Consider the following 23,474-nt stretch of genomic DNA (forward strand, 5'->3'; position numbering starts at 1 on the left):
CGCGCCGTGGGGCACGGATCGGGGCCCGGCAACCCTTCGGTCCGGCCCGGGACCCGCTGGCTGCGGATCGACCGGGTCCGTTGTCTACTGAGCGGCCGGGCCCCATCGGTCGCACGCGGCCCCGGGCTCCTCGGGGAGCCGGGGGGACCCCCGACCGGCGGAACGTTCCCCCGCCCCCGAGGCGCGGGAACTGGGCCTGGCTCCCAGCGGTGGGACACCGGGCACGGTGCCCCACCCCTGACCCAGCGGCGTTCGACGACTGCGCGGACGTTCGCCGGTCGGACGTCCAGTGGTGGACCCGGCCGAACCTACCCGGCGCCGGCGGCTCCCTGTCAATACCTCCGCGACCTGCATCGATCCCGGGAACCCGCAGGTCAGCGCCGAGGACCCGCAGGTCGCGCGGTGCGGCACCACGCCCCCGTCCGGATGCGCGCCACCCCGCCAATCACTCACCCGGCCGTACGTACACCGTCCGTCCGGCGACCACCGTGCGCAGGCACCGGGGCGCCTCGGACCCCGGAGACAGGTCGGGCAGACCGGGGGTGCCGGAGCGCGGGTCGGTGGACCAGCGGGCCACCCGGTCGTCGGGGGCCTGGACCAACAGCGCCCCGGTGCGCCACACGGCGTAGTCGGCCGGCGCTCCGGGCACCAGCACGCCCCCGTCGTCCCGTCCGGTGGCCCGCCAGCCGCCGCGGGTGTGGGCGGCGAAGGCGGCCCGCACGGACACCCGGTGCTCCGGGGTGCGGTGGTGGGCCGCCGCCCGGACGGTGTTCCAGGGGTCGAGCGGGGTCACGGGGCTGTCGGAGCCGAAGGCCAGGGCGACCCCGGCGCGCAGCAGCGCGGCGAAGGGGTTGAGGGAACGGGCGCGTTCGGCGCCGAGCCGTTCGACGTACATGCCCTCGTCCCCGCCCCACCGGGCGTCGAACGCGGGCTGGACGGAGGCGGTCAGCCCCAGCTCGGCGAAGGCCGCGATCGTTTCGGGGGTGAGCATCTCCGCGTGCTCCACCCGGTGGCGGGCGGCCCGGACACGGGCGAGCCCGACCTTTTCGGCCGCGGCGCGGAAGCCCTCCACTACGGCGCTGACCGCGGCGTCGCCGATCGCGTGGAACCCGGCCTGGAGGCCCGCCTCGGTGCAGGCGACGACGTGGGCGGTCACCTCGGCGGCGTCGAGGTAGGACGCGCCGCGGTGCGGTGCGTCGGCGTAAGGCTCGTGCAGGCAGGCGGTGTGGGAGCCGAGGGAACCGTCGACGAAGAGGTCGCCGGCGGCGCCCACCGCGCCGAGGGAGCGGATCCGTTCGGCGTCCGCGGCGCCCGTGACCCGCTCGCCCCAGTAGCCGACGACGCGGGGCCCGGGCTCCTCGCCGGCCAGCTTCAGCAGCCCGGTCAGGTCGTCCTCGCTGGAGATCTCGGGTCCGCCGCACTCGTGCACGGAGCCGATGCCGAGCGAGGCGGCGTGGCGCAGCGCCGCGCGCTGGGCCGCGGTGCGCTGGGCGGGGGTGACGGCGGCGAACGCGGCGGCGCGCACCGCGTGGTGGGCGTCCCGGGTGAGGGGCGCGTCGGGGGCGTGGCCGTCCATGCCGGTGATGCCGGGGACCAGGTCGAGGAGGGCGGTGCTGACCACGGCCGAGTGGACGTCGACGCGTGAGAGGTAGAGGGGGCGGCCCCCGGTGGCGGCGTCCAGCTCCTGACGGGTCGGGGGGCGGGTGTCCGGCCACCGCGCGGCGTCCCAGCCGTGGCCGAGGAGCACCCGGTCGTCGGGGCGGGCCCTGGCGTGGGCCCGGACGCGTTCCAGGGCGGCGTCACGGGTGACGGCCGTGGTCAGGTCGAGACCGGTGAGGGCGAGGCCGGTGGAGGTGGTGTGGACGTGGGCGTCGGTGAAGGCGGGGGTGACGAGCGCGCCCTCCAGGTCGACGGTCGCGTCGGCGGTCGCGGCGAAGGCGTCGGCCGCTCCCTCGGACCCCACCCAGGCCACCTGCCCCCGGGACACCACCATCGCGGTGGCGAAGGGGTCGGCGGGTGAGTGGATCTCTCCCCCGCGCAGCAGGACGGTGCTCGGGTCGGGCGCCCGGTCCGGGGTGGTTGTGCGCTGGCTCATGCGACCAGTGTCCTGGCAGGCCCGCCGGGCCGCGGCGCCGGGTCCGGCGCGGGGCGGTCCGGGCGCGGGGCGGGGCCGCCCAAGATCCGAGCGGTGGCCGGCTCAGATCTTGGGCGGCCTCGCCTCGTAGGGGGTCGACAAAACCACGGTCGTGCGGGTGGACACCCCGGCGAGGCTGCGCAGCCGACTCAACAGGTGCTCCAGCGCGCGCGGAGTCGCGACCCGCACCTTGAGGATGTAGTTCTCGTCCCCGGCCACGCTGTGGCACGCCTCGATCTCCGGTACGCCGGCCAGGCGTTCGGCGATGTCGTCGGGAGCACTGGGATCGAACGGTTTCACCGAGATGAACGCGGTGAGCGGCAGGCCGACGGCCTCCGGGTCGACGACCGCGGCGTACCCGCGGATCACCCCGCGCTGCTCCAGCCGCCGCACCCGTTGGTGCACCGCGGACGTGGACAGGCCGGTGGCCTTGCCGAGGTCGGTGTAGCTCATCCGCCCGTCCTTGACGAGCAACTCGACGATCTGACGATCCAGCTCCTCCATGGCGGAAACCTACAGCTCTGATGATCGCCAGGGATACCGTAAGGGCGTTCGGCTCCGTTCCGAGACCAATCGGTGACGCGACCGGCCGTTCGGCTGCCCGTTCGGCCGCCGCTCCACCCCCCGTTCCCCCGCTTGTGTGACGAACACCACAACCCGTTGGTGGTGTCCGGACATCCGACGCGATTATCGCCACGGCCGGACGGGAAATGCTTGCTGTGGCCGAAGCCGAGCGCCCGGCCCGCCCATCGAGGGGGAGAGTTCCCACATGCAGAGTCTGAAGCGCCCCGGTCGTCTGTCCCGGCTGAAGCAGCAGCCGGTCGTCGAGCCCGAGCCGGAGGGCGTCGAACCCGGCGACGACGAGTTCGACGCGTACGACACCATCGAGATCTTCCGGGTGATCTGCCCGGACTGCGCCCGGCCCATCGCCCTGCTGGACGACGAGGACGTCCTCCCGGAGCACGCGACGTGCCCCACCCCCTGGAACCCGTTCGGCCTCCAGGTCTGCGCCGGCACGGGGCGCCCCGCCACCGCGGCCCGTCCCGCGGGCGAAGAGGAGGAGGCGACCCGGGAGTCCGACGGCGAGACCGCCGTGCTGCTGACGCTCCCCCAGGGGCTCAACTGGCGCACCCAGCCGTTCTCCCACGTCGGCGGGCCGGGCTCGCGTCCCATCCGGGTCCCGCAGATGCGGCGCGACGCGGCCTGAGCGCCCCGCGCCCTCCGCGCCGACGCACCCACCCCACCCACGCACCGTTCCTCCGGCGTTCCCCGTCCGGACGCCGGCCCGGCGCAGCCGTCCGGGGCCACGGGCGCGACGACCGTCTCCCGACGCTGCGGCTTTGCGGACCGCCGGGCCGGGACCGCGTCCCCGACCAGGACCCACCGAGCGGGGGTCGTCTGACGCCCCGCCCCCCGGAGCGGTCCGCGGGCGTGCCGGCGGGTCACCCTTCCGTGGGCACCGTCGTACGCATGCACGACCGCCGTCGGGGGTGACCGCCGTGTTCGTCCGGGCGTTGGCCACGCATGACCTCGACCCTTCCCAGTTCGGGCAGGATGCGCCGCGTTCTCGTCGCCTCGCCTGAAGAATCGATTCCGCGGCCGTTGCTCCCGGCACGCCGCGCCGAGCGGCCGCTCCCGCAGCGTCGCCCTGCGCCCCGGCCGCTGCCGGGGCGTCTCACGGCCGGGCCGCCACCGGCGGCACCGGACGCCGATCCGCCCATCTACCGGGCGCTGGCGGCCCGGTGGGCTGCGGGGGGCCGGGTGCTGCCCGGCTGCCCCGACCCGGAGTGGGAACGGCTCACCGCGCCCCTGGTGCGCCCGGGACAGTTCGGCGGAACGGCCGCGGGGCCACTGCGCTAGGCGTGCGGGCGCCGCAGGGACGCCACGGGCGGCGGCTCGGGGTCAGGAGGACTCCGGGCCGGCCAAGTGACGGGCGATGACCATGCGCTGGATCTGGTTGGTGCCCTCGACGATCTGGAGGGCCTTGGCCTCCCGCAGGTAGCGCTCCACCGGGAAGTCCGCGGTGTAGCCGTACCCGCCGAGGACCTGCACCGCGTCGGTGGTGACCTTCATCGCGGTGTCGCTGCACAGGAGCTTGGCCATGGCCGCCTCCTTGCCGAACGGGCGGCCCGCGTCCCGCAGCCGGGCCGCCGCGAGGTACAGCGCGCGTCCCGCGGCCACCTGGGTGGCCATGTCGGCCAATAGGAAGCGCACCCCTTGGAAGTCGGCGACGGGACGGCCGAACTGGCGCCGCTCGACGGCGTACCCGACCGCGGCGTCCAGCGCCGCCTGGGCCACCCCGATCGCGCAGGCGGCGATGCCCAGCCGGCCGGAGTCGAGCGCCGACAGGGCGATGGCGAAGCCCTGGCCCTCCGCGCCGATGCGCCGCGCGTCGGACACCCGGACCCCGTCGAAGTGGAGTTGTGCGGTGGGCGAGCCCTTCATGCCCATCTTCCGCTCGGGGGCGGCGGCGCTCAGCCCGGGCGCGTCACCCGGCACCAGGTACGCCGTGATGCCGCGCGCACCGGCACCGCCCGAGCGGGCCAGGACGGTGTAGAAGTCGGCGATCCCCCCGTGGGTGATCCACGCCTTGGTCCCGGTGAGCACCCAGTCGTCGCCGTCCCGGACGGCCCTGGTCCGCAGCGAGGCGGCGTCGGAGCCGGACGCGGGCTCGGACAGGCAGTACGCGCCCAGCAGCCCCTCACCGAGCATCGCGGGCAGGTGTTCGGCCTGCTGCTCCTTCGTGCCGAAACCGGCCAGGGCGTGGCAGGCCAGGGTGTGGACGCTGACCCCGAGTCCGACGGTGAGCCGGGCCGCGGCGAGCTCCTCCAGCACCTGGAGGTACACCTCGTAGGACTGGTCCCCGCCGCCATGGGCGGATGCGTAGGGCAGAGCGAGCAGTCCGGACTCGGAGAGCAGGGTGAAGAGCTCGCGGGGGAAGCGACCCGCTTCCTCCTCCTCGGCGGCCGTCGGGGCGATCTCCCGCCGGGCCAGTTCCCGCACGAGCGAGAACAGGTCCCGGGCCTCGTCCGTGGGGGCGATCCGGTCCACGGGTGGTGGGACGTGGTCGGGCATGCGCGGTCCTCCCTGTCGGGCAGTTCGGGGGCGCCCGCCCGGGTGCGGCGAACGTCTCCGGCAGATCCGCGGCACGGGTTCCGCGCCGGTGGCGCAGCCCCGGTCCCCGGAGTTTCGGCACTGCCCAGCCGATGGTGGCGCTCCGGTTCACGGAGCGGAGCCGACCGGTGGCTGTGGCGCGTCGAGTATGCCCGATCGGAGGCTGTTCGTCACTGGTGCCGATCTTCGAACAGCCTGGTGGAACTTGGTACGCACCATTGACCCAACTGGTCTAGTCCTCCTACTGTTCCCCCCGAACACCCCACGTGTTCGCGCCCACCGGTGCGTACCCGACGCCCCCCAGCGTCCAGGGACCGGCGCCCGTACGCCCGACTCGGTACGTCAGCAGCACTTCCCCCCACCCTTCCCTCTCCCCCACGAGGTGAGTCGATGTCACATTCGCACCGTCCCCGTGCCCGTTTCCGGGCGCTCCTGTCCGCCGCCTGTTGTGCCGTCCTCGGGGCGGGCCTGCTCGCCGGGGCCAGCACGGCGACTGCGGGCGAGGCCGCTTCGGATGCACAGCCCCTGTCGCCGCGGGCCTCCAAGGTCGTCGGATACTTCTCCGAATGGGGCGTCTACGGCCGGAACTACCACATCAACAACATCCAGACCTCCGGCTCCGCCGCGAAGCTGACGCACATCAACTACGGCTTCGGCAACGTCCAGAACGGCCAGTGCGGTATGGGCGACTCGTACGCGGCCCTGGAGAAGACCTACCCGGCCGCCCAGTCCGTGGACGGCGTCGCCGACACCTGGGACCAGCCGCTGCGCGGCAACTTCAACCAGATCAAGGAACTCAAGGCGAAGAACCCGCACATCAAGGTGCTGTGGTCGTTCGGCGGTTGGACCTGGTCCAACGGCTTCGCCCAGGCCGCGAAGAACCCCACCGCCTTCGCCGAGTCCTGCTTCAAGTTGGTCAACGACCCCCGCTGGGCCGGTGTGTTCGACGGCATCGACATCGACTGGGAGTACCCGAACGCCTGTGGCGCCGGCTGCGACACCAGCGGTCGGACCGCGTACACCGATCTGATGCGTGCCGTGCGCGCCAAGTTCGGTTCCCAGCTGGTGACGTCCGCGATCCCGGCCGACGCCTCGCCGGGCGGCAAGATCGACGCCGCCGACTACGCGGGCGCCGCGCAGTACGTCGACTGGTACAACCCGATGACGTACGACTTCTTCGGCGCCTGGTCGCGGACCGGCCCCACCGCGCCGCACTCGCCGCTCACCAGCTACCCCGGCATTCCGAAGCCCCACTACTACTCGGACGCCACGATCACCAAGCTGAAGGGCCTCGGCATCCCGTCGTCCAAGCTGCTGCTCGGCGTCGGCTTCTACGGCCGCGGTTGGACCGGCGTCACCCAGTCGACGCCCGGCGGAAGCGCCACCGGTCCGGCCCAGGGCACCTACGAGCAGGGCATCGACGACTACAAGGTGCTCAAGGCCAAGTGCCCGACGACCGGCACGGTCGGTGGCACCGCCTACGCCAAGTGCGGTAACGAGTGGTGGAGTTACGACACCCCCGCGACGCTCGCCACGAAGATGACGTACAAGAACCAGCAGAACCTCGCCGGTACGTTCATCTGGGAGCTGAGCGGTGACACGGCCAACGGTGAGCTGATCAAGGCGCTCAACTAGCCACCGCGGCAACCACATGGGGGCGGGACCCGGTCGCGGGTCCCGCCCCTTCGTGGTGTCCGTCAGCCGACCCGCGCCCCGGGGACGGGAGGGGCGGGTCCGTCCGTCGCGGGGGGCGGCGCCGGGCAGGAGGGTTCGAGTTCCTCGATGGTGCGCAGGGTGCTGCCGAGCAGCCGGACCAGCAGTTCGCGGACCTCGTCACGGGACGGGTCGGCGCGGTCGATCCAGTCGAGGGTGACGCCCTCCACGCTCCACTGCCAGCCGAGGAGCGCCAACCGGGCCACGCGCGGAATGTCGCGACGCCCGTACGCGCCCTCGGCGATGGTGTCGACGATCGCCTCCCGCACCCCGCCGAGCAGGGCGTGCACCTCGGAGTCGAACCCGACGCCGCCGCTGATGATCGTGCGGTAGGCGGCCTGGTTGTGCTCGGCGTAGCGCAGGTAGCCGTCGATGGTCCGTTCGAGCCTGGTGCGTCCCGGGAGGTCGGTGTCGCTGCCGGCGCGGGCGACCAGACCGGCGACGGCGTCCTCGATGATCGCGAGGTAGTAGCCGCGCTTGGACTCGAAGTAGTAGTAGATCAAGCCCTTCGCGACGTGCGCCTGTCGGGCGATGTCGTCCATCGACAACGCGTCGTAGGACGTGTCGGCGAACAACTTCCGGCCGATCGCGATGAGTTCGGCCCGTCGGGTGAGGGAGCGGTCGCTGCCGCGGGTCCGGGGTCGCCCGGTGTCGGCGGCGCGTGGACCGCCGGGTCGCTGCTGCTGGCTGGTATCCAAAGGCGGCCTGTGCCTCCCGGCTGGCGACGGAACACTCGGCAGTATGGCAGAACCGGTGTCCACCCCTCGGGGCACCTCTGCGGGCTCCTCGACGCCCTCCGGAAGGGGCACGGGTAACCCCGCTACCGGATGTGCGGCGCGGCGCCCGCCCTCAGAAGAGGCCGAGGCGGGTGACCAGCAGCGCGACCACGACGACCAGGGTCCAGCCGAGGACGTGTTCGAGGACGGCGGGGCCGTCGGTTCGGGGGCCGCCCGTGCGGGTGGCGGCAGTGCTGGCCGTGGCGGAGGTCGCGGTCATGGCGTCTCGCTGTCGTCGTGCGGCGTCGTGCGGTGGGGAGCACCCCGACGGGTCTCCTTCACTGTGCCATCCACGACCGCCCGTGCGGTAGAGACGTCGGTCACGCCCCCGTGGTCGTCGGCCGCGCCCCCGCGGAACCCCGATCGGGGGAGCGCGCGTGGTGCGCAAGGGGCGTAAGGGGCGGGTGACCGGAGTGCGCCGGCCGACCGTGCTCCACGGGCGGGCCCGCCGTGCAACGCCGTCGCCCCGGCAGGTGTCTACCGTGCGAGCGGACCGCGCCGCCCGGCTGACCTCCGTGCGGCGCCGCTCGTCCGAGGCACCGACCGACGGAGGGTTCCCGGTGACACCGATCGCAGCGCAGCACGCACACCGGACACGGCGCCGCCACGGGCGGACGGCCGCGATCGCCGCCCTGACGGCCCTGACCGGCCTCGCGGCCCTGACCGGCCCGACCTCCCCGGCCACGGCGTCCGGCCCCGGGGCCCGGGCCGCCACCCCGGGGGCGCCGGGCGCGGGCGACCCGCTCTTCCCGCTGGACGGCAACGGCGGCTACCGGGTGAGCCACTACCTCGTCGAGCTGGACTGGAAGGCCCCGCGCAGCGCGTTCCCGGCCACCGCGACGATCACCGCGCGCACCACCCAGGACCTGTCCCGCTTCCACCTCGACTTCGCGGGCAACACCCTGCGGTCCGTCACCGTCGACGGGGCGCCCGCCCGCACCGAGCGGGACGGCGACGAACTCGTCGTCACCCCGTCGCGTCCGCTCGCCGAGGACAGCGCCTTCACCGTCGTGGTGCGCTACACCGCCGATCCGACGCAGACCCGGCACCGCACCGACGCCATCGAGGACTACGGGTGGATCCCCACCCCGGACGGCACGGTCGTGTACCCGCAGCCCAATGGCGCCCGGATGCTCTTCCCCGCCGACGACCATCCGAGCCGGCGTGCCCGGCTGACCTTCCGGATCACCACCCCGCCCGGGGTCGAAGCCGTCGCGAACGGGCGGCTGACCGAGCGCACCGAGCGGGCCGACGGGCGGGTCCGCTGGACGTACGACTCCCAGCAGCCGCTCGCCGTGCCGCTCGCCCAACTCGCCGTCGGACAGTTCACGTTCGTCGAGGACGAGGGTCCGCGGGGGCTGCCGATCCGGGACGTCGTCCCGGACGCCCTGGTGGCTTCCACCGAGCGCTACCGCGCCTTGACCGCCGCCCATCTCCACTGGTTGGAGGAACGGCTCGGCCCCTACCCCTTCGAGCGGTACGGCGTCCTCGTCGCGGACACCGACCTCGGGGTGGCCCTGGAGACCCAGACGCTGTCGCTGGTGCCCAAGGCCGATCTGCTGGGCGACCGCGTCGCCGCCGAACGCACCCTGGTGCACGAGCTGGCCCACCAGTGGTTCGGCAACAGCAACGGCATCCGCACCTGGTCCGACCTCTGGCTCAGCGAGGGGCACGCGCGCTTCTACGAACGGCTGTACTCGCAAGAGCACGGCGGCACCGCCCTGGAGACCGCGATGAAGACGGCGTACGCACAACACGACCAGTGGCGCAGGGACTTCGGGGCACCCGCCGAACCGACCGAGCCGAACCTGTTCAAGCGGATGCGCTACGACGGCTCCGCACTGGTGCTGTACGCACTGCGCCAGCAGGTGGGCAGCGCCGCGTTCCGGACGATCGAGCGGGAGTGGGCGCAGCGGTACCGGGGCGAGATCGCCGGCACCCGGGAGTTCATCGCCCTGGCCTGTGAGGTCACGGACGAGGACATGGAAGCGTTCCTGCGGCCGTGGCTGTACGGCAGCCGGACGCCGGCGATGCCGGGACACCCGGACTGGGTGGTCACCCGCTGATCACACGGGCACCCGCCGATCCCGCACGGGCGCCGGGTCAACGGATTCCCAGGGCGGCCAGGGCCCGGCGCCGCTGACCGTCATCCGTCGGGACGAACAGGTAACCGACCCCGCCCGATCCGGTGAGTTCCTGGCCGGTGCCGCCGTACCGCCGGGTCCGTAGCCAGGCGTTCTCCCACTCGCGTCGCCGGTAGACCCGCCGGACCTCCGCGTTCGAGGGGGACGAGGGGTCATGGGCGATCACCTCGCCCCCGGCGGTGAACCCCACGACGACCATCAGGTGCCCGGGGGTGCCGTAACCCGCGCCGGTCAGTTCCTCGGCCCGGAAGGACAGCGAGGTGATCACCGGGATGCCCGCGGCGATCAGGCCCTCCAGTGCGCCCAGCGAGGTGAACCGGGTCACCACGGCCGTCATCTGCGGGTACGAGGCTGCGTAGGCCGCGTTGAAGGACCAGTTCCCGCAACCCCCGTAGGCGTGGTCGTAGGTGGCGCGCGCCGCGTGGCAGACCTGCGGGTCGTCGTAGGCCGGGTCGACCCAGGCGAGGTCGCGGGCCGTCGGGCGGCGCCCCCAGTACTCCAGCACCATCTGGGAGGAGGCGGGCGAACACCACGCCTCGCCCCCGTTGTCGTACTCCGGATAGCGGCCGGCGTGCACCGTCTGCGCGTAGCGGGGAACGCGCAGCTCCCGGTGGACCCCGGGGAGGGCGGGTGGCGCCGGCGGAACGGTGAACCGGTCGGGCAGGTCGCTGACCGTCAGCCCGAGGCGCCGCACGAGCGGGCCCGGTCGGCTCCCCGGGGTGCGGTACAGGGTGAGCCTCGCCCGGCAGGCGACCAGCCGGGTGCCGGGGTCGGTGACGGCGAGGGTGTCGGTGCGCACCGCGGTGCGGCCGTCGCCCTGGCCGTTCTTCGAGGTGCGCGTGACGTCCCGGTCGCCGGCGGCCCAGTCGCCCATCAGGTACCACGGGGTCCGGGAGCCGTCGGCGTAGGTACCGCGCAGTTCCACCCGGAGCCACGTCCCGGGCGGGGTGTGCGCGTTCCAGGAGGGGATCACCTCGCTCGCCGCAACGGCCAGGGCCTGCTCGGGGCCGGTCCACACCGCGTGCTCCCAGGTCGTGGACCGGCCCGTGCGGGGGTCGGTGCGCTCGGTGACGCCGGTGGGCGCGTCGATCGCCAGACGGGGGTGGGCGGCGTCCACGACGCGGGTGCCCCGGGCGGTGCCCCGCGCCCAGTCGGCGCAGGAGGTCCAGCCGTGGTGGGCCACGGGCCCTGCGGGGACTGCCGCCCGGGGCGCCGGACGGGAGTCGGCGGCGGCCGTGGTGGCCGTGACGGCGGCGCAGGCGGCGGTCAGCACCGTGCGGCGGGAGGTTCCTTCGGGCGCGGTCATGGACGGAGAACCCCCGGTCGGTGCCTGGTCACGTCGGACGCGGGCGGCCCGGTCCGAGCCGCCGTCCGACCACTATCGCCCGGGTCACCCGGTCCTGACCAGCGACGACGGGGCCGACGGGGCCACCGCTCCCGACCGGAGCAATGCGGCGCCGTCGTACCCTGAAGGCGATGACCGCGCCCACACCTGCCCCCCGTGCCGCGTCGGCCGCGGTGCGCCGGCTCGCCGCGGACCTGGCGCTGCTGCCGCCGTCCTGCGGCCCGGTCCGACTGATCGCGGTCGACGGGCACGCGGGATCGGGCAAGACGACCTTCGCCGCCGTGCTCGCCGAGGCCCTCGACGGCGCCCCCGTGCTGCACCTGGACGACTTCGCCACGCACACCGAACTCTTCGCCTGGACGGACCGGTTGCTGCGGCAGGTCATCACGCCGCTGGGACGGGGGGAGCCCGCCCGGTACGCCCCCTACGACTGGAACGCCCGCGCGTTCGGCGCGCCCCGGAGCCTCGCACCGGCGCCGGTGGTGCTGCTGGAGGGGGTGGGTGCCGGACGACGGGACCTCCGCCCGGAGCTGGCCCGCGTGCTGTGGATGGAGTACGAGCGCGGGGCCGCCTGGGAGCGGGGCCGACGGCGGGACGGGCCCGCCCAGCACTCCTTCTGGGAGCGCTGGGTCGCCGCCGAGCAGGAGCACTTCGCGGGGGATCCGACGCTGCCCTTCGCCGATCTCGTGGTGCGCCAGGGAACACTGGGGTACGAGGTGAGTGCGGGGCCGGCGTCAACTGGCGGGCCCACCGAGGCAGTCGGGACGTCAAGACCACATCAATCCGTCACTGAGCGTGAGGCTCAATAGGAGTGCTCGGGGATGCCCGGAAAGCGGTTTTCGTCAGGGCTTCCGCTGCGCTTGACCGGGGGCCGTACAGGTCTTACGTTCTCCCTGTGCGGCCTTCGGGTCGCCCGTAGTCGCGAAGCCCCCGGTCGTTCCCCCGTGATCGGGGGCTTCGTTCTGCCCGGCAACACCCCCTTCGTTCACATGTTTCCGGGCGCGGACCGATGCCGGGCGCTCACCGTCGGTCACCATCGCGTGCGCCCCCCGCACACCCCCTGCACGGAACCGGCATTGCGGGCACCCTTAGATCCAGCCGCGCCACGCGGGTACGATGCGTGCGGTGCGACCGACGGACGGCGGCTCACGCACTGGCTCAACTTCCGTCCACGGCACAGCGGTTCCACACGGGTCGACAGGGGAACTTCAACTGTCAATGGCCGGTACCGACCGGCACCGGCGAGAACCGGCACATCATCGGGGGCACGGCTTGTGGGGGACGTGATGGACTTCGGCACCCAGGGCGCTCCGGCCCCGGCGGAACTAGCGTGGCTGCGCGGTGTGGACGCCTACACGATGGGGGCGTATCCACAGGCGGAAGAGGAATTCAGGACGGCCGTGCGGATGGACCCCGGGCTGGCCGACGGATGGCTGGGGCTGCACGCGCTCCGGGTGGACACCACCACGGCGCTGCTGCGCATGTACCAGCACCGCGAGCGCTTCGGCGAGCAGCGTGCCCGGCACCGGCGCACCCTGAACTCCTGGTACTGGCTGGGCTGGTGGGTACAACCGGTGCTCGAACGGCCCCGGGACCTGCTGCTCGCGCACGCCTCGCACTGGCTCGACGGGCGCCACGTGCCCGAGTTGGACCGGGCCCTCGCCGGACTGCCGCCGGTCGACGCCGACCCGCAGGTGCGGTTCCTGCACGCCTGCCGCTCCTACCTGGTCAAGGACTGGGAGCGGCTGGTGCGCCACACCGACCCGCTCCTCGACGATCCGCTGCTCGGGATCGAGGCGGGACTGTTCGGCGGGATGGCCCGGGTGCGGCTGGAGATGTTCGGCCAGGCCGAGCCGCTGCTGTCGGCGGCGCTGATGCGGTGCCGCAGCGAGCAGCCGCAGCGCAAGGAGCTGCGGTACTGGCTGGCCAGGGCCCGGGAGGGCACCGGTCGCAGCGCGGCGGCGCTCCCGCTCTACCGGGCCGTGCACCGGGTGGACCCCGCGTTCATGGACACCTCGGCCCGGCTCGCGGCGATCGCCGAGGGGGAGGGCTTCGACGACGTCCTCGACCTCGCGCCCTTCTCGCTGCCGGTGCCCGCTCCGGAGAACGCCGTGGGGCCCGACCCCCTGTTCGACGCCGAAGGCCGGGACGTGAAGGTGGGCGAACCGCCCTCGGACCCCGCCGTCGGTGGAGCGCCGGGGCTCGGGGACCCCGTCCGGGAGAAGGCCTCGGGGCCCTCCCCGCACCGCCCTTCGACCCCGGTGGCCGATCCCTCGCTGCTCGCGGACGCGCTCGCCGAACTGGAGCGCATGGTGGGCCTCGACCCGGTGAAGCGCCAGGTCAAGGCGTTGTCCGCGCAGCTGAACATGGCACGGCTACGGGCCGGCCAGGGGCTGCCGGTGCAGCCGCCGAAACGGCACTTCGTGTTCTCCGGCCCCTCCGGCACCGGCAAGACCACGGTCGCCCGAATACTGGGCCGCGTCTTCTACGCCCTCGGGCTGCTCGGCGGGGACCATCTGGTGGAGGCGCAGCGCGCCGACCTGGTCGGCGAGTACCTCGGGCAGACGGCGGTGAAGGCGAACGAGCTGATCGACTCCGCGATCGGCGGGGTGCTCTTCCTGGACGAGGCGTACGCGCTGTCCAACTCCGGTTACGGCAAGGGGGACGCGTACGGGGACGAGGCGCTCCAGGTCCTGCTCAAGCGGGCCGAGGACAACCGCGACCACCTGGTGGTGATCCTCGCGGGCTATCCGGAGGGCATGGACCGGCTGCTCGCCGCCAACCCGGGGTTGTCGTCACGTTTCACCACGCGGGTGGACTTCCCCTCGTACCGTCCCCTGGAACTGACCGCGATCGGTCAGGTGCTCGCGGCCGAGAACGGTGACGCCTGGGACGAGGAGGCGGTGGACGAGCTGCGTTCCATCAGTGGTCATGTGGTGGACCAGGGCTGGATCGACGAGTTGGGCAACGGCCGCTTCCTGCGCACGCTGTACGAGAAGAGCTGCGCGTACCGGGACCTCAGGTTGTCCGGCTACACGTGCACGCCGAGCCGGGACGATCTCGCGACCCTGCGGCTGCCCGATCTGATGCAGGCGTACGGGGAGGTCCTGTCGGGACGGGGGCCCGGCAAACCGCTGGCCGGGGCCTGACCCCGGCTGCCCGCGCGGCCGGACGGGCCCCGCCCCCGACGGATCAGGCGCGGTGGCCCGTGGCCCGGTCCTGGACGAGGGCCCGCAGGGTGCGGGCGTCGCCGATGGCGCGTTCGCGGGCCATGCCGGGCTGGATGCCCATGGCGGGGAGGCTGGTGCCGTCGCTGAGGTCCAGGAAGACCCAGGGGTCACCGGGGCGCAGGTTCACCTGGACGACCTGGGCCCACTCCAGCCGTCGCGACGAGGCGACGTTGACGACCGTCAGCCCTTGCTCATCGGCGACGATCTTGGGGCGGCCCAGCAGGGCGAGCACACCGAGGCAGAGCACCCCGGTGAAGACGAAGCTGGTGCGCTCCCCCGGGCTGAGCTGCGGCAGGATGAACGCGATCACCGTGAGGACGACGAGGATCGCGACGCCCGAGCCGAGCAGGATCACCCGGATCAGGGACGGGCGGAAGGTGACCGGGAGGGCCGGCAGGGCCGGAGCGGTGACCGCCGCGGTCGGGGGCCCGTCCTGGTTCCCCGGGGAAGGGGTGCCGGGGGCCGGTGCGGGAGTGTCGGGCATGGTCTCGGTCTTCTTCAGAGGCGGCAGGCGTGGATGGCGGTGGTGAGGATGGCCCGCGCACCGAGCTCGTACAGGTCGTCCATGATCCGCTGGGCTTCCTTGGCGGGCACCATGGCGCGGACGGCGACCCAGCCCTCGTTGTGCAGCGGTGAGACGGTCGGGGACTCCAGACCCGGAGTGAGGGCGACGGCCTCCTCCAGGTGCTCGGCGCGGCAGTCGTAGTCCATCATCACGTAGCTCCGGGCGACCAGGACGCCCTGGAGCCGGCGGAGGAACTGCTGTGCCTTGGGCTCTTCGGTGGTGGCGCCGGTGCGACGGATGACGATCGCCTCGGAGGTCATGATCGGGTCGCCGATCACTTCGAGGCCGGCGTTGCGCAGCGAGGTGCCCGTCTCCACGACGTCGGCGATGACCTGGGCCACCCCGAGCTCGATCGCGGTCTCCACGGCGCCGTCGAGGTGCACCACCGAGGCGTCGATGCCGTTGTCGGCGAGGTGCTTGGCGACGATGCCCTCGTAGGAGGTGGCGACGGTCAGCCCGCCGAGGTCGGTGACGCCGGCGGCCGTGCCCGGGCGGGTCGCGAACCGGAAGGTGGAGCGGGCGAAGCCGAGCGGCAGGATCTCCTCGGCGTTGGCACCGGAGTCCACCAGGAGGTCGCGGCCGGTGATGCCGATGTCGAGACGACCGGAGGAGACGTAGATCGCGATGTCGCGGGGGCGGAGGTAGAAGAACTCGACCTCGTTGTCCGGGTCGACGATGACGAGTTCCTTGGACTCCCGTCGCTGCTGGTAGCCGGCCTCATGGAGCATCGCCGACGCAGGTCCGGACAGTGAACCCTTGTTGGGGACGGCGATGCGCAGCATGAGGCCAGTTCCTTTACGTGTGGCAGCGGTGGGGTGTGCGTCAGCGGTGCGGGGTGTGCGTCAGGCGCGAGGACGGCGACGGGCCGGAAGGGCTCCGTCGCCCGGGCGCGCGGGGCGGTGGCCGAGCGCGCGCCGGCGGCGCGCGCTCTACAGATGGGCGTACACGTCGTCGAGGGAGATCCCGCGCGCGACCATCATCACCTGGACGTGGTAGAGCAGCTGCGAGATCTCCTCGGCGGCGGCTTCCTTGCCCTCGTACTCGGCGGCCATCCAGACCTCGGCGGCCTCCTCGACGACCTTCTTGCCGATGGCGTGGACACCCTTGTCGACGAGTTCGGCGGTGCGTGAGGTGGTCGGATCACCGTGGGCGGCCTTGTGTTGGAGCTCCGTGAACAGCTCCTCGAACGTCTTCTTGGACATGGTGCGGACCACTCTACGGGACCCGCGCGGGCTCCCCCTAACGGCCCGTGGACACCGGGGTCAGCGCCAGGGCTCGGCGACCGTGCGCAGGGTCGCCGCGGTCGCGACGGCGGCGGTGACGGCCTCGTGGCCCTTGTCCTCGCGGGAGCCCTCGATCCCCGCCCGGTCGAGTGCCTGCTCCTCCGTGTCGCAGGTCAGGACCCCGAACCCGATGGGGACACCGGAGTCCACCGCGACCTGCGTGAGGCCCTGGGTGACGCCCTGGCACACGTAGTCGAAGTGCGGGGTGCCGCCGCGGATGACCACCCCGAGGGCGACGATCGCGTCGTAACCGCGGCCGGCGAGCACCTTGGCGACCACGGGCAGTTCGAAGCTGCCCGGGACGCGCAGCAGGGTGGGCTCGTCGATGCCCAGTTCCCGCAGGGCCCGCAAGGCGCCCTCGACCAGTCCGTCCATCACCGTCTCGTGCCACTGGGCCGCGATGACGGCGACCCGCAGGTCGCCGCAGTTCTTCACGCTCAGTTCGGGTGCGCCGTTGCCGCTCACGCGCTGCTCCTGGTTCTCATGGGGCTCGTACTGCTCTGACGTCGTGCCGGTGGTGCGGGTCCTGCGGGTGCTTCAGGGTGTCGGGGCGTGCCCCGGATGTCACTGGTTGGCGCAGGCCCGGGTGGCGGGGGCGTCCAGCCAGGGCAGGTCGTGCCCCATGCGGTCCCGCTTGGTGCGCAGGTAGCGCAGATTGTGTTCACCGGCCTGCACGGGCACGGGTTCGCGTCCGTTGACGGCGAGACCGTGCCGCACCAGGGCGTCGGTCTTCTCCGGGTTGTTGGTGAGCAACCGCAGGCTGCGCACGCCGAGGTCCTTGAGGATGCGGGCGCCGGCGCCGTAGTCGCGGGCGTCGGCGGGCAGCCCCAGTTCGAGGTTGGCGTCGAGGGTGTCGTGCCCGCGCTCCTGGAGTTCGTAGGCGCGCAGCTTGGACATCAGGCCGATGCCGCGGCCCTCGTGACCGCGCAGGTAGACGACCACGCCCCGGCCCTCGGCGGCGACCCGTTCCATCGACGCCTGGAACTGCGGTCCGCAGTCGCAGCGCAGGGACTGGAAGACGTCTCCGGTGAGGCACTCGGAGTGGACCCGTACGAGGACGTCCTCGCCGTCGCCGACCTCCCCGTACACCAGGGCGAGGTGCTCGACGCCGTCGGCGGTCGCGCGGTACCCGTACGCCGTGAAGTCCCCGTGCGCGGTGGGCAGTCGTACCGCGGCCTCGCGGCGTACGGCGGGTTCCTCGGTGGTCCTGCGGTAGGCGATCAGGTCGGCGATGGAGATGATCGACAGGCCGTGCTTGCGGGCGAACGGGACGAGTTCGGGCAGCCGCAGCATCCGGCCGTCCTCGCCGGCGATCTCCACGATGGCCCCGGCGGGCCGCAGTCCGGCCAGCCGGGCCAGGTCGACGGCGGCCTCGGTGTGACCGTCCCGGGCGAGCACGCCGCCGGGGCGGGCGCGCAGCGGGAAGACGTGGCCGGGCCGGACGAACTCGCCGGGCGCGGAGGTCCCGTCGGCGAGGAGGCGCAGGGTGGTGGCGCGGTCGGCGGCGGAGATCCCGGTGGTGACGCCGTGCGCGGCGCCGGCGTCGACGGAGACGGTGAACGCGGTCCGCATGGACTCGGTGTTCTCGTCGACCATCTGCGGCAGTTGGAGGCGGTCCAGTTCGACGCCCTCCATCGGGGCGCAGATCAGGCCCCGGCACTCGCTCATCATGAAGGCGACGATCTCGGGGGTGGCCTTCTCGGCGGCCAGCACGAGGTCGCCCTCGTTCTCTCGGTCCTCGTCGTCCACCACCACCACGGGGCGGCCCGCGGCGATGTCCGCGATCGCCCGCTCCACCGGATCGAGGGTCAACCGCTCGTCGTCGGTGCCCTGTGCGCTGTCACTCCCCCCGGTGGCACCGGCGGGCCGGACGGGCGGGAGGTGTCGTCCGGGGAGGACGGTGCCGGATGCCGGGTGGCCGTTCATGCGGGGACTCCTTTCAGTGGGGGCTGCGCAGCCGCTCGGGACCGCAGCCACCAGTCGCGCATGCCCCACAGGGCGAGGGCGAAGTAGACGACGTAGACCAGGCCCGAGAAGGCGAGCCCGCTGGAGAAGGCGAGGGGGACGCCGACGACGTCGACGAGGATCCAGGCGAACCAGAACTCCACCAGGCCCCGGGCCTGGGCGACCATCGCGGCCAGGGTGCCGACGAAGATGTACGCGTCGGGCCACGGGTTCCACGACAGTTCGGGCACGGCGGTGAAGAGCAGGCCGACGGCGAGGGTGCCGAGCGCGGTGCCGCCCAGCAACAGCCCCCGTTCCTTCCAGGTGGCGAAGCGGACGGCCAGGGAGCCGTCACCGGCCTCCTGCCTGCCGCGCGTCCACTGGCGCCAACCCCACAGGGCGACCCCGATGACGAGGAGCTGCTTGCCGACGCCACCGGCGAGTTCGGCGTGGGCGTACGCGGCGACGAGGATGACGCCGGAGAGCAGCTGCACGGGCCAGGTCCACAGCGAACGGCGCCAGCCGAGCGCCAGGGCGACCAGTCCGACGGAGTTGCCGATCAGGTCCGACCAGATGACCCGCTGGTCGAAGGCGGTGAACGCGGTGGACTGGAGCCAGCCCAGCCCGCTCATCGTTGTTCTCCGCGGGCCCCGAGCAGCCGCTCGACGTACTTGGCGATCACGTCGACCTCCAGGTTGACCGGGTCGCCGGGGCGCTTGATGCCGAGCGTGGTCAGGTCGAGGGTGGTCGGGATGAGGCTGACGGTGAAGTGCTCGTCACCCGCTTCCACCACGGTGAGGCTGACGCCGTCGACGGTGATGGAGCCCTTCTCCACGACGTAGCGGGCCAGTTCCCGGGGCAGCGAGATCCGGACGATCTCCCAGTGCTCGGAGGGCTCCCGCGCCAGGACCGTCCCGGTGCCGTCGACGTGGCCCTGCACGATGTGGCCGCCGAGTCGGGCGCCGACCGCGGTGGGCCGTTCCAGGTTGACCCGGGAGCCCACGGCGAGGGCGCCGAGGCTCGACCGCTTCAGGGTCTCGGCCATGACGTCGGCGGTGAACTCGTCGCCGGTCAGCTCCACGACGGTCAGGCAGACGCCGTTGACCGCGATCGAGTCGCCGTGCCCCGCGTCCTGGGTGACGACGGCACCGCGCAGACGGAAGCGGGAGGCGTCGCCGAGTTCCTGGACTGCGGTGATCTCGCCGAGTTCTTCGACAATTCCGGTGAACACGGTCAGTGCTCCTTCGTGTGCGCGGGAGGAACGGCGGCTGTGGCGGGCCCGGAAGGGGCGGGTGGAGCGGGCGTCGCGGTGATGCGGAGGTCGGCTCCCACCGGGACGGTCTCGTTCATGTCGAGGCGCAACGCTTCGGCGAGGGTGGTGATTCCTGCGCCGTTCAGGACGGCCGGCCCGCCTCCGAGCAGGACCGGGGCGAGATAACCGATCACCCGGTCCACGGCTCCGGCGGCGACGAACGCTCCGGCGAGCCGCGCGCCGCCCTCCAGCAGCACGGACCGCACGCCCCGGGCGTGCAGGTCGGCGAGCAGGGCGGGAACGGACAGGCCCCCTTCGGCGCGGGGGAGCCGGACGACCGCCGGCTGCGCGGCGCCCTCGCTGCTGAACGGCGTCGCGGTGACGTCCTCGGCCACGGCGATCAGGGTGGGTGCCGCGGCGTCCAGGACCCGGGCGCCGGGGCGCACCGCGGTGCCGGAGGTGTCGAGGACGACCCTCAGCGGCTGGCGGGCGCCCTCGATCCCGCGGACGGCGAGGTGGGGGTCGTCGGCCCGGGCGGTGCCCGCGCCGACGACGACGGCGTCGGACTCGGCGCGCAACCGGTGCACGTCGGCCCGGGCCTGCGGCGAGCTGATCCACCGGCTGGTGCCGTCGGCGGCGGCGGTCCGGCCGTCGAGGGTGGCGGCGTACTTCCAGGTGACGTGGGGGCGTCCGCGCCGCACGGAGGTCAGCCAGGCGGCGTTCACCGTCTCGGCCTCGGCGGCGAGGAGCCCGCGTTCCACGTCGACGCCGGCCGCGCGCAGGGTGTCCGCGCCGCCGGTCGCATCGGGGGTGGGGTCGGCCACGGCGTAGACGACCCGGGTCACTCCGGCGGCCAGCAGGGCCCGGGAGCAGGGGCCGGTGCGGCCGGTGTGGTCGCAGGGTTCGAGGGTGACCACGGCGGTGGCGCCGCGGGCCCGCTCGCCGGCCGCGCGCAGGGCGTGCACCTCGGCGTGCGGGCCTCCGGCACGCTGGTGGTGGCCCTCGCCGACCGGTTCGCCGCGGGCGTCGATGAGGACGCACCCGACGACGGGGTTGGGGCTGGTGTGGCCGAGTCCGTGCGCGGCGAGCGCGACGGCGCGCCGCATGGCGGCTGCTTCGGCTGCGGTGGCCACCGGGTCCTCCTGCCTCTTCGGGCACGGACTCCGGGGCTGTCGAGGACGACAGAAGACGGACGTGACACACCGGGGGCACGGGGTCGTGACCGTCCGCGGAAAGGACGGCACCGGACCTCGGCGCACACCTGACGTGCTCGCCCGCGCGCACTGCCTCCCATCCGGACTTTCACCGTCGGTCCAGGAATTTCACCTGGTCAACCGGTCACTGGAGGTGACCGGGTCGCGGACTTTAACCGCCGGCTCGGACTTTCACCGACCCCGGAGTGCGCTGCTGCTGGTACGGAACCAGTCTGCCACGCTCGCCGGCGGGCCATGCGGGCGCGTGGTTGTGGACTGGCTCACAAGGGGGCGCCCGTGCGGGCGCGATGTCCGCCCCCGACGGCAACTCAATTTCCGGACAGTCGACTTGGGCGATGCGCCCGGCTATTGACGGAGCTGTGAAGGGCTCCCTACTCTCTGCGTCACCCCCAAGGAGGAGCCCTGCCCTCGGACGCGGCCAGCGTTCGACGGAGCGCCCGGCGGCGGAGTCTACGGCCCTTGCCCGCCGCCGGGTCCATGGCGGTCCTGGGTCCGTCGAGCCGCGACGCCCCCCCCGCGTACGTCCCCGCTGCGCCGTGCCGCCCTGACGCAGGCGCGTCCGCCGATCGAGGGGTGCGTCGGCGTGGGTGTCACGGATGCGGCCCCGTGTCCGTCGTGACTGGTGAGGGCGTTCCGTTCGGGACGTCGACGGCAGCGGAAGGCGGGTGCGCGATGACCACGACGGTGGTGACCGGCGGTACGGGAACGCTCGGCAGGCAGGTGGTGGACCGGCTGCGGGAGGCGGGGCACACGGTGCGGGTGGTGAGCCGGCGCGCCCAGCCGTACGCGGTGGACCTGGTCAAGGGGAGCGGTCCGCTGGACGAGGCGTTGCGCGGGGCGGACGTGGTCGTGCACTGCGCGAGCGGGCAGCGCGGGGACGAAGTGGCCGCCCGCCGTCTGATCGAGGCCGTCCGGCGGGCGGGGGTGGGGCACCTCGTCTACATCTCGATCGTCGGGGTCGACCGGGTGCCGCTCGGGTACTACCGGACGAAGTGGGCCGTGGAGCGGCTGATCGAGGCGTCCGGCACCGGCTGGACGATCCTGCGGACGACGCAGTTCCACGATCTGGTGCTCACCCTGCTGACGGGGTTGGCCAAGCCGCCGGTGATGTTCGTCCCGGCAGGGGTGGCCGATCAGCCGATCGGGTCCGGTGAGGTCGCGGACCGGTTGGCGGAACTGGCGGACGGGACACCGGCCGGCCGGGTGCCCGAACTGGGCGGACCGCAGGTGCGGGACCTCGGCGAGTTGGCGACGGCGTACCTGGCGGCGAGCGGGCGGCGCCGGCGGACCGTGCGGGTGCCGCTGCCCGGGAAGGTGGCGCGGGCGCTACGCGCGGGTGGTCATCTGACCCCGGACCGGGCGGTGGGGCGGGAGACGTTCGAGGCGTTCCTGACCAGGGTCCTCGAACCGTCGAAGAGGGGCTGAGGGGAGAACAACTCGTCCTGTGCGGCGTCCCGCGCGGTGAACAGGGCGCCGCGCAGGACCGCGGCGCCGCCCAGTTCACCGGGACGGACCTCGGTGCGCAGCGGGGTCAGCGCGGCGATGCGGGCGCCGACCCGGGCGGCGAGGTCCGCTCCCCCGGCGCGGCCCACCTCGCCGCCGAGCACGACGCAACCGGGGTCGAGCACGGCGGTGACCGCCGCCGTGCCCACGGCGATGTGGGCGGCCAGCGCGTCGAGGAAGGCGTCGGCGCCGCCGGGCAGCGCGGCGGGTCCGGCCGGCGGCGCCCCGGCGACCGCCGCCCGGACCACGGCGGCGGCGGGCGGCTCGTGGGCGACGGCGGCGGCCGTCATCCCGTACCGGGTCGCGAGGTCGACGACGGCGCCGGACCCGGCGAGGTCGTGGAAGCCGCCGCCGCAGGAGTGGACGGAGGGCAGGCCGTCGGTGCCGGGCACGGGGAGGAACCCGATCTCGCCGGCACCGCCGGAGGCGCCCCGGCGCAGGGCTCCGTCGAGGACGATCGCGGCGCCCACCCCGTGGCTGAGCCAGAGCAGGACGAAGGTGTCGCGGTCCCGCGCGGCGCCCTCCCGCTGTTCGGCCAGGGCGGCGAGGTTGGTCTCGTTCTCGACGATCACCCGGGTCGGGAGGCGTTCCTGGAGGGCCGTCATCAGGCTGTGGTGCCAGGTGGGCCGGCCGGTGCCGTTGCGCAGTTCGCCGGTGGCCGGGTCGACGAGGCCCGGCGCGCCAACCCCCACACTGTGCAGAGCGGTGGCCCCGGCCCGCTCCGCGGTCCGCTCGACGAGGGCGACGACCTGAGCCGCGGCCGTCCGGGGGTCGCCGGTGACGGGGGCCGATGCCTCGGCCACCACCTGGCCGACGAGGTCCGAGACGATCACGGAGACGCTCTGCTTGCGGACGTCGAGCGCGGCCAGGTGCGCGTAGTCGGCGACGATCCCGTACAGCCGGGCGTTCGGGCCGCGCCGTTGGGCGCCGGACTCGCCGACGACGGTGACCAGGCCGCTGTGCTGGAGCCGCTCGACCAGGTCGGCGACGCTGGGCCGGGACAGGCCGGTGAGTTGCTTGAGCTGCCCGGCCGTCAGGGGGCCCTTGCTCTGGAGGAGGCTCAGCGCGAGCCGGTCGTTGATGGCGCGGGCCGTGCTCGGTGATGCGGGCATGCGGTCGATCCTTCCAGACGCCGACCGGCGGGTCGCCGGCCGTCCTGTCCTGCCGTTCCGTCGCTAGTCCCGTGGGTGCGGACGACATCGAGGTCTATTTATCAGGCAAGGTTCCTGATAGTTTACGCCGCGGTCGTACCGGACG

At 73.4% G+C, this 23,474-nt stretch carries 21 protein-coding genes and 1 riboswitch; of the genes, 6 read left to right on the forward strand and 15 right to left on the reverse strand.

Going from position 1 to position 23,474, the window contains the following annotated elements:
- Nucleotides 1–445: 445 nt before the first annotated feature.
- Complete coding sequence (locus ACFV88_RS25020; RefSeq protein ID WP_385494111.1) at nucleotides 446–2,095, reverse strand: amidohydrolase; 1,650 nt, start codon at nucleotides 2,093–2,095, stop codon at nucleotides 446–448.
- 102 nt (nucleotides 2,096–2,197) lie between these two features.
- A complete protein-coding gene (locus tag ACFV88_RS25025) occupies nucleotides 2,198–2,638 on the reverse strand; it encodes an Lrp/AsnC family transcriptional regulator (protein WP_385494112.1) in 441 nt (146 codons plus the stop codon).
- Between the two features lie 265 nt (nucleotides 2,639–2,903).
- On the opposite strand from ACFV88_RS25025, the gene ACFV88_RS25030 reads away from it, so the two are divergent.
- On the forward strand, nucleotides 2,904–3,341 hold the full coding sequence (locus tag ACFV88_RS25030) for a hypothetical protein (protein WP_385494113.1): 438 nt from the start codon (nucleotides 2,904–2,906) through the stop codon (nucleotides 3,339–3,341).
- A 695-nt stretch (nucleotides 3,342–4,036) separates the two neighbouring features.
- On the opposite strand, the gene ACFV88_RS25035 is transcribed toward ACFV88_RS25030, so the two are convergent.
- Entirely contained in the window at nucleotides 4,037–5,209 is a 1,173-nt protein-coding gene (locus tag ACFV88_RS25035) for an acyl-CoA dehydrogenase family protein (RefSeq protein ID WP_385494114.1), read from the reverse strand.
- Between the two features lie 429 nt (nucleotides 5,210–5,638).
- On the opposite strand from ACFV88_RS25035, the gene ACFV88_RS25040 reads away from it, so the two are divergent.
- Nucleotides 5,639–6,883: a glycoside hydrolase family 18 protein gene (locus tag ACFV88_RS25040; protein ID WP_385494115.1), complete on the forward strand. Its 1,245-nt coding sequence runs from the start codon at nucleotides 5,639–5,641 to the stop codon at nucleotides 6,881–6,883.
- Nucleotides 6,884–6,945: 62 nt separating this feature from the next.
- Here ACFV88_RS25040 and ACFV88_RS25045 read toward each other — a convergent pair whose 3' ends face one another.
- A complete protein-coding gene (locus tag ACFV88_RS25045) occupies nucleotides 6,946–7,659 on the reverse strand; it encodes a TetR/AcrR family transcriptional regulator (RefSeq protein WP_385494116.1) in 714 nt (237 codons plus the stop codon).
- A 151-nt stretch (nucleotides 7,660–7,810) separates the two neighbouring features.
- Complete coding sequence (locus ACFV88_RS25050; protein WP_385494117.1) at nucleotides 7,811–7,957, reverse strand: SCO1431 family membrane protein; 147 nt, start codon at nucleotides 7,955–7,957, stop codon at nucleotides 7,811–7,813.
- A gap of 262 nt (nucleotides 7,958–8,219) precedes the next feature.
- Here ACFV88_RS25050 and ACFV88_RS25055 point away from each other — a divergent pair, with 262 nt between their 5' ends.
- Nucleotides 8,220–9,803 (forward strand): M1 family metallopeptidase, encoded by a 1,584-nt coding sequence (locus ACFV88_RS25055; protein ID WP_385494119.1) that lies wholly within the window; start codon nucleotides 8,220–8,222, stop codon nucleotides 9,801–9,803.
- Nucleotides 9,804–9,840: 37 nt separating this feature from the next.
- Here the strand turns inward: ACFV88_RS25055 and ACFV88_RS25060 are convergent, their stop codons facing one another.
- Nucleotides 9,841–11,187 (reverse strand): C39 family peptidase, encoded by a 1,347-nt coding sequence (locus ACFV88_RS25060; RefSeq protein WP_385494120.1) that lies wholly within the window; start codon nucleotides 11,185–11,187, stop codon nucleotides 9,841–9,843.
- A gap of 170 nt (nucleotides 11,188–11,357) precedes the next feature.
- Between ACFV88_RS25060 and ACFV88_RS25065 the strand changes: the two genes are divergently transcribed.
- Both ACFV88_RS25065 and ACFV88_RS25070 read left to right on the forward strand, forming a co-directional pair.
- Nucleotides 11,358–12,035, forward strand: coding sequence for a uridine kinase (locus ACFV88_RS25065; RefSeq protein ID WP_385494121.1), 678 nt, complete (start codon nucleotides 11,358–11,360; stop codon nucleotides 12,033–12,035).
- Nucleotides 12,036–12,512: 477 nt separating this feature from the next.
- A complete protein-coding gene (locus tag ACFV88_RS25070) occupies nucleotides 12,513–14,375 on the forward strand; it encodes an AAA family ATPase (RefSeq protein WP_385494122.1) in 1,863 nt (620 codons plus the stop codon).
- A 43-nt stretch (nucleotides 14,376–14,418) separates the two neighbouring features.
- On the opposite strand, the gene ACFV88_RS25075 is transcribed toward ACFV88_RS25070, so the two are convergent.
- The 8 genes from ACFV88_RS25075 to ribD form a co-directional block, all read right to left on the reverse strand.
- A complete protein-coding gene (locus ACFV88_RS25075; RefSeq protein WP_385494124.1) occupies nucleotides 14,419–14,940 on the reverse strand; it encodes a PH domain-containing protein in 522 nt (173 codons plus the stop codon).
- 14 nt (nucleotides 14,941–14,954) lie between these two features.
- Nucleotides 14,955–15,803, reverse strand: coding sequence for an ATP phosphoribosyltransferase (hisG, locus tag ACFV88_RS25080; protein ID WP_385494125.1), 849 nt, complete (start codon nucleotides 15,801–15,803; stop codon nucleotides 14,955–14,957).
- Between the two features lie 147 nt (nucleotides 15,804–15,950).
- Nucleotides 15,951–16,223 (reverse strand): phosphoribosyl-ATP diphosphatase, encoded by a 273-nt coding sequence (locus tag ACFV88_RS25085; protein WP_033275136.1) that lies wholly within the window; start codon nucleotides 16,221–16,223, stop codon nucleotides 15,951–15,953.
- Between the two features lie 60 nt (nucleotides 16,224–16,283).
- Nucleotides 16,284–16,769 (reverse strand): 6,7-dimethyl-8-ribityllumazine synthase, encoded by a 486-nt coding sequence (ribH, locus tag ACFV88_RS25090; RefSeq protein ID WP_385494126.1) that lies wholly within the window; start codon nucleotides 16,767–16,769, stop codon nucleotides 16,284–16,286.
- A gap of 99 nt (nucleotides 16,770–16,868) precedes the next feature.
- On the reverse strand, nucleotides 16,869–18,230 hold the full coding sequence (locus ACFV88_RS25095) for a bifunctional 3,4-dihydroxy-2-butanone-4-phosphate synthase/GTP cyclohydrolase II (protein WP_385494128.1): 1,362 nt from the start codon (nucleotides 18,228–18,230) through the stop codon (nucleotides 16,869–16,871).
- Entirely contained in the window at nucleotides 18,227–18,880 is a 654-nt protein-coding gene (locus ACFV88_RS25100; protein ID WP_385494129.1) for a nicotinamide riboside transporter PnuC, read from the reverse strand. The genes ACFV88_RS25095 and ACFV88_RS25100 overlap by 4 nt, the downstream gene beginning before the upstream one ends.
- Nucleotides 18,877–19,479, reverse strand: coding sequence for a riboflavin synthase (locus ACFV88_RS25105; protein ID WP_385494130.1), 603 nt, complete (start codon nucleotides 19,477–19,479; stop codon nucleotides 18,877–18,879). The genes ACFV88_RS25100 and ACFV88_RS25105 overlap by 4 nt, the downstream gene beginning before the upstream one ends.
- A 2-nt stretch (nucleotides 19,480–19,481) precedes the next feature.
- Nucleotides 19,482–20,633, reverse strand: coding sequence for a bifunctional diaminohydroxyphosphoribosylaminopyrimidine deaminase/5-amino-6-(5-phosphoribosylamino)uracil reductase RibD (ribD, locus tag ACFV88_RS25110; RefSeq protein ID WP_385494131.1), 1,152 nt, complete (start codon nucleotides 20,631–20,633; stop codon nucleotides 19,482–19,484).
- Between the two features lie 143 nt (nucleotides 20,634–20,776).
- Nucleotides 20,777–20,907, reverse strand: a riboswitch (FMN riboswitch).
- Nucleotides 20,908–21,386: 479 nt separating this feature from the next.
- On the opposite strand from ribD, the gene ACFV88_RS25115 reads away from it, so the two are divergent.
- Nucleotides 21,387–22,139 (forward strand): SDR family oxidoreductase, encoded by a 753-nt coding sequence (locus tag ACFV88_RS25115; RefSeq protein ID WP_385494132.1) that lies wholly within the window; start codon nucleotides 21,387–21,389, stop codon nucleotides 22,137–22,139.
- Here ACFV88_RS25115 and ACFV88_RS25120 read toward each other — a convergent pair.
- Nucleotides 22,055–23,329: an ROK family transcriptional regulator gene (locus ACFV88_RS25120; RefSeq protein WP_385494134.1), complete on the reverse strand. Its 1,275-nt coding sequence runs from the start codon at nucleotides 23,327–23,329 to the stop codon at nucleotides 22,055–22,057. The two genes, ACFV88_RS25115 and ACFV88_RS25120, sit on opposite strands and share 85 nt — an antisense overlap.
- Nucleotides 23,330–23,474: the final 145 nt, after the last annotated feature.

The organism is Streptomyces sp. NPDC059816, assembly GCF_042732055.1.
Taxonomy (GTDB): Bacteria; Actinomycetota; Actinomycetes; order Streptomycetales; family Streptomycetaceae; genus Streptomyces.

What these genes read in the sequence shown, in the direction of transcription:
- ACFV88_RS25020 (WP_385494111.1), bottom strand. Translation starts at nt 2,095, where the DNA reads ATGAGCCAGCGCACAACCACCCCGGACCGGGCGCCCGACCCGAGCACC.
- ACFV88_RS25025 (WP_385494112.1), bottom strand. Translation starts at nt 2,638, where the DNA reads ATGGAGGAGCTGGATCGTCAGATCGTCGAGTTGCTCGTCAAGGACGGG.
- ACFV88_RS25030 (WP_385494113.1), top strand. Translation starts at nt 2,904, where the DNA reads ATGCAGAGTCTGAAGCGCCCCGGTCGTCTGTCCCGGCTGAAGCAGCAG.
- ACFV88_RS25035 (WP_385494114.1), bottom strand. Translation starts at nt 5,209, where the DNA reads ATGCCCGACCACGTCCCACCACCCGTGGACCGGATCGCCCCCACGGAC.
- ACFV88_RS25040 (WP_385494115.1), top strand. Translation starts at nt 5,639, where the DNA reads ATGTCACATTCGCACCGTCCCCGTGCCCGTTTCCGGGCGCTCCTGTCC.
- ACFV88_RS25050 (WP_385494117.1), bottom strand. Translation starts at nt 7,957, where the DNA reads ATGACCGCGACCTCCGCCACGGCCAGCACTGCCGCCACCCGCACGGGC.
- ACFV88_RS25060 (WP_385494120.1), bottom strand. Translation starts at nt 11,187, where the DNA reads ATGACCGCGCCCGAAGGAACCTCCCGCCGCACGGTGCTGACCGCCGCC.
- ACFV88_RS25065 (WP_385494121.1), top strand. Translation starts at nt 11,358, where the DNA reads ATGACCGCGCCCACACCTGCCCCCCGTGCCGCGTCGGCCGCGGTGCGC.
- ACFV88_RS25070 (WP_385494122.1), top strand. Translation starts at nt 12,513, where the DNA reads ATGGACTTCGGCACCCAGGGCGCTCCGGCCCCGGCGGAACTAGCGTGG.
- ACFV88_RS25075 (WP_385494124.1), bottom strand. Translation starts at nt 14,940, where the DNA reads ATGCCCGACACTCCCGCACCGGCCCCCGGCACCCCTTCCCCGGGGAAC.
- hisG (WP_385494125.1), bottom strand. Translation starts at nt 15,803, where the DNA reads ATGCTGCGCATCGCCGTCCCCAACAAGGGTTCACTGTCCGGACCTGCG.
- ACFV88_RS25085 (WP_033275136.1), bottom strand. Translation starts at nt 16,223, where the DNA reads ATGTCCAAGAAGACGTTCGAGGAGCTGTTCACGGAGCTCCAACACAAG.
- ACFV88_RS25095 (WP_385494128.1), bottom strand. Translation starts at nt 18,230, where the DNA reads ATGAACGGCCACCCGGCATCCGGCACCGTCCTCCCCGGACGACACCTC.
- ACFV88_RS25100 (WP_385494129.1), bottom strand. Translation starts at nt 18,880, where the DNA reads ATGAGCGGGCTGGGCTGGCTCCAGTCCACCGCGTTCACCGCCTTCGAC.
- ACFV88_RS25115 (WP_385494132.1), top strand. Translation starts at nt 21,387, where the DNA reads ATGACCACGACGGTGGTGACCGGCGGTACGGGAACGCTCGGCAGGCAG.
- ACFV88_RS25120 (WP_385494134.1), bottom strand. Translation starts at nt 23,329, where the DNA reads ATGCCCGCATCACCGAGCACGGCCCGCGCCATCAACGACCGGCTCGCG.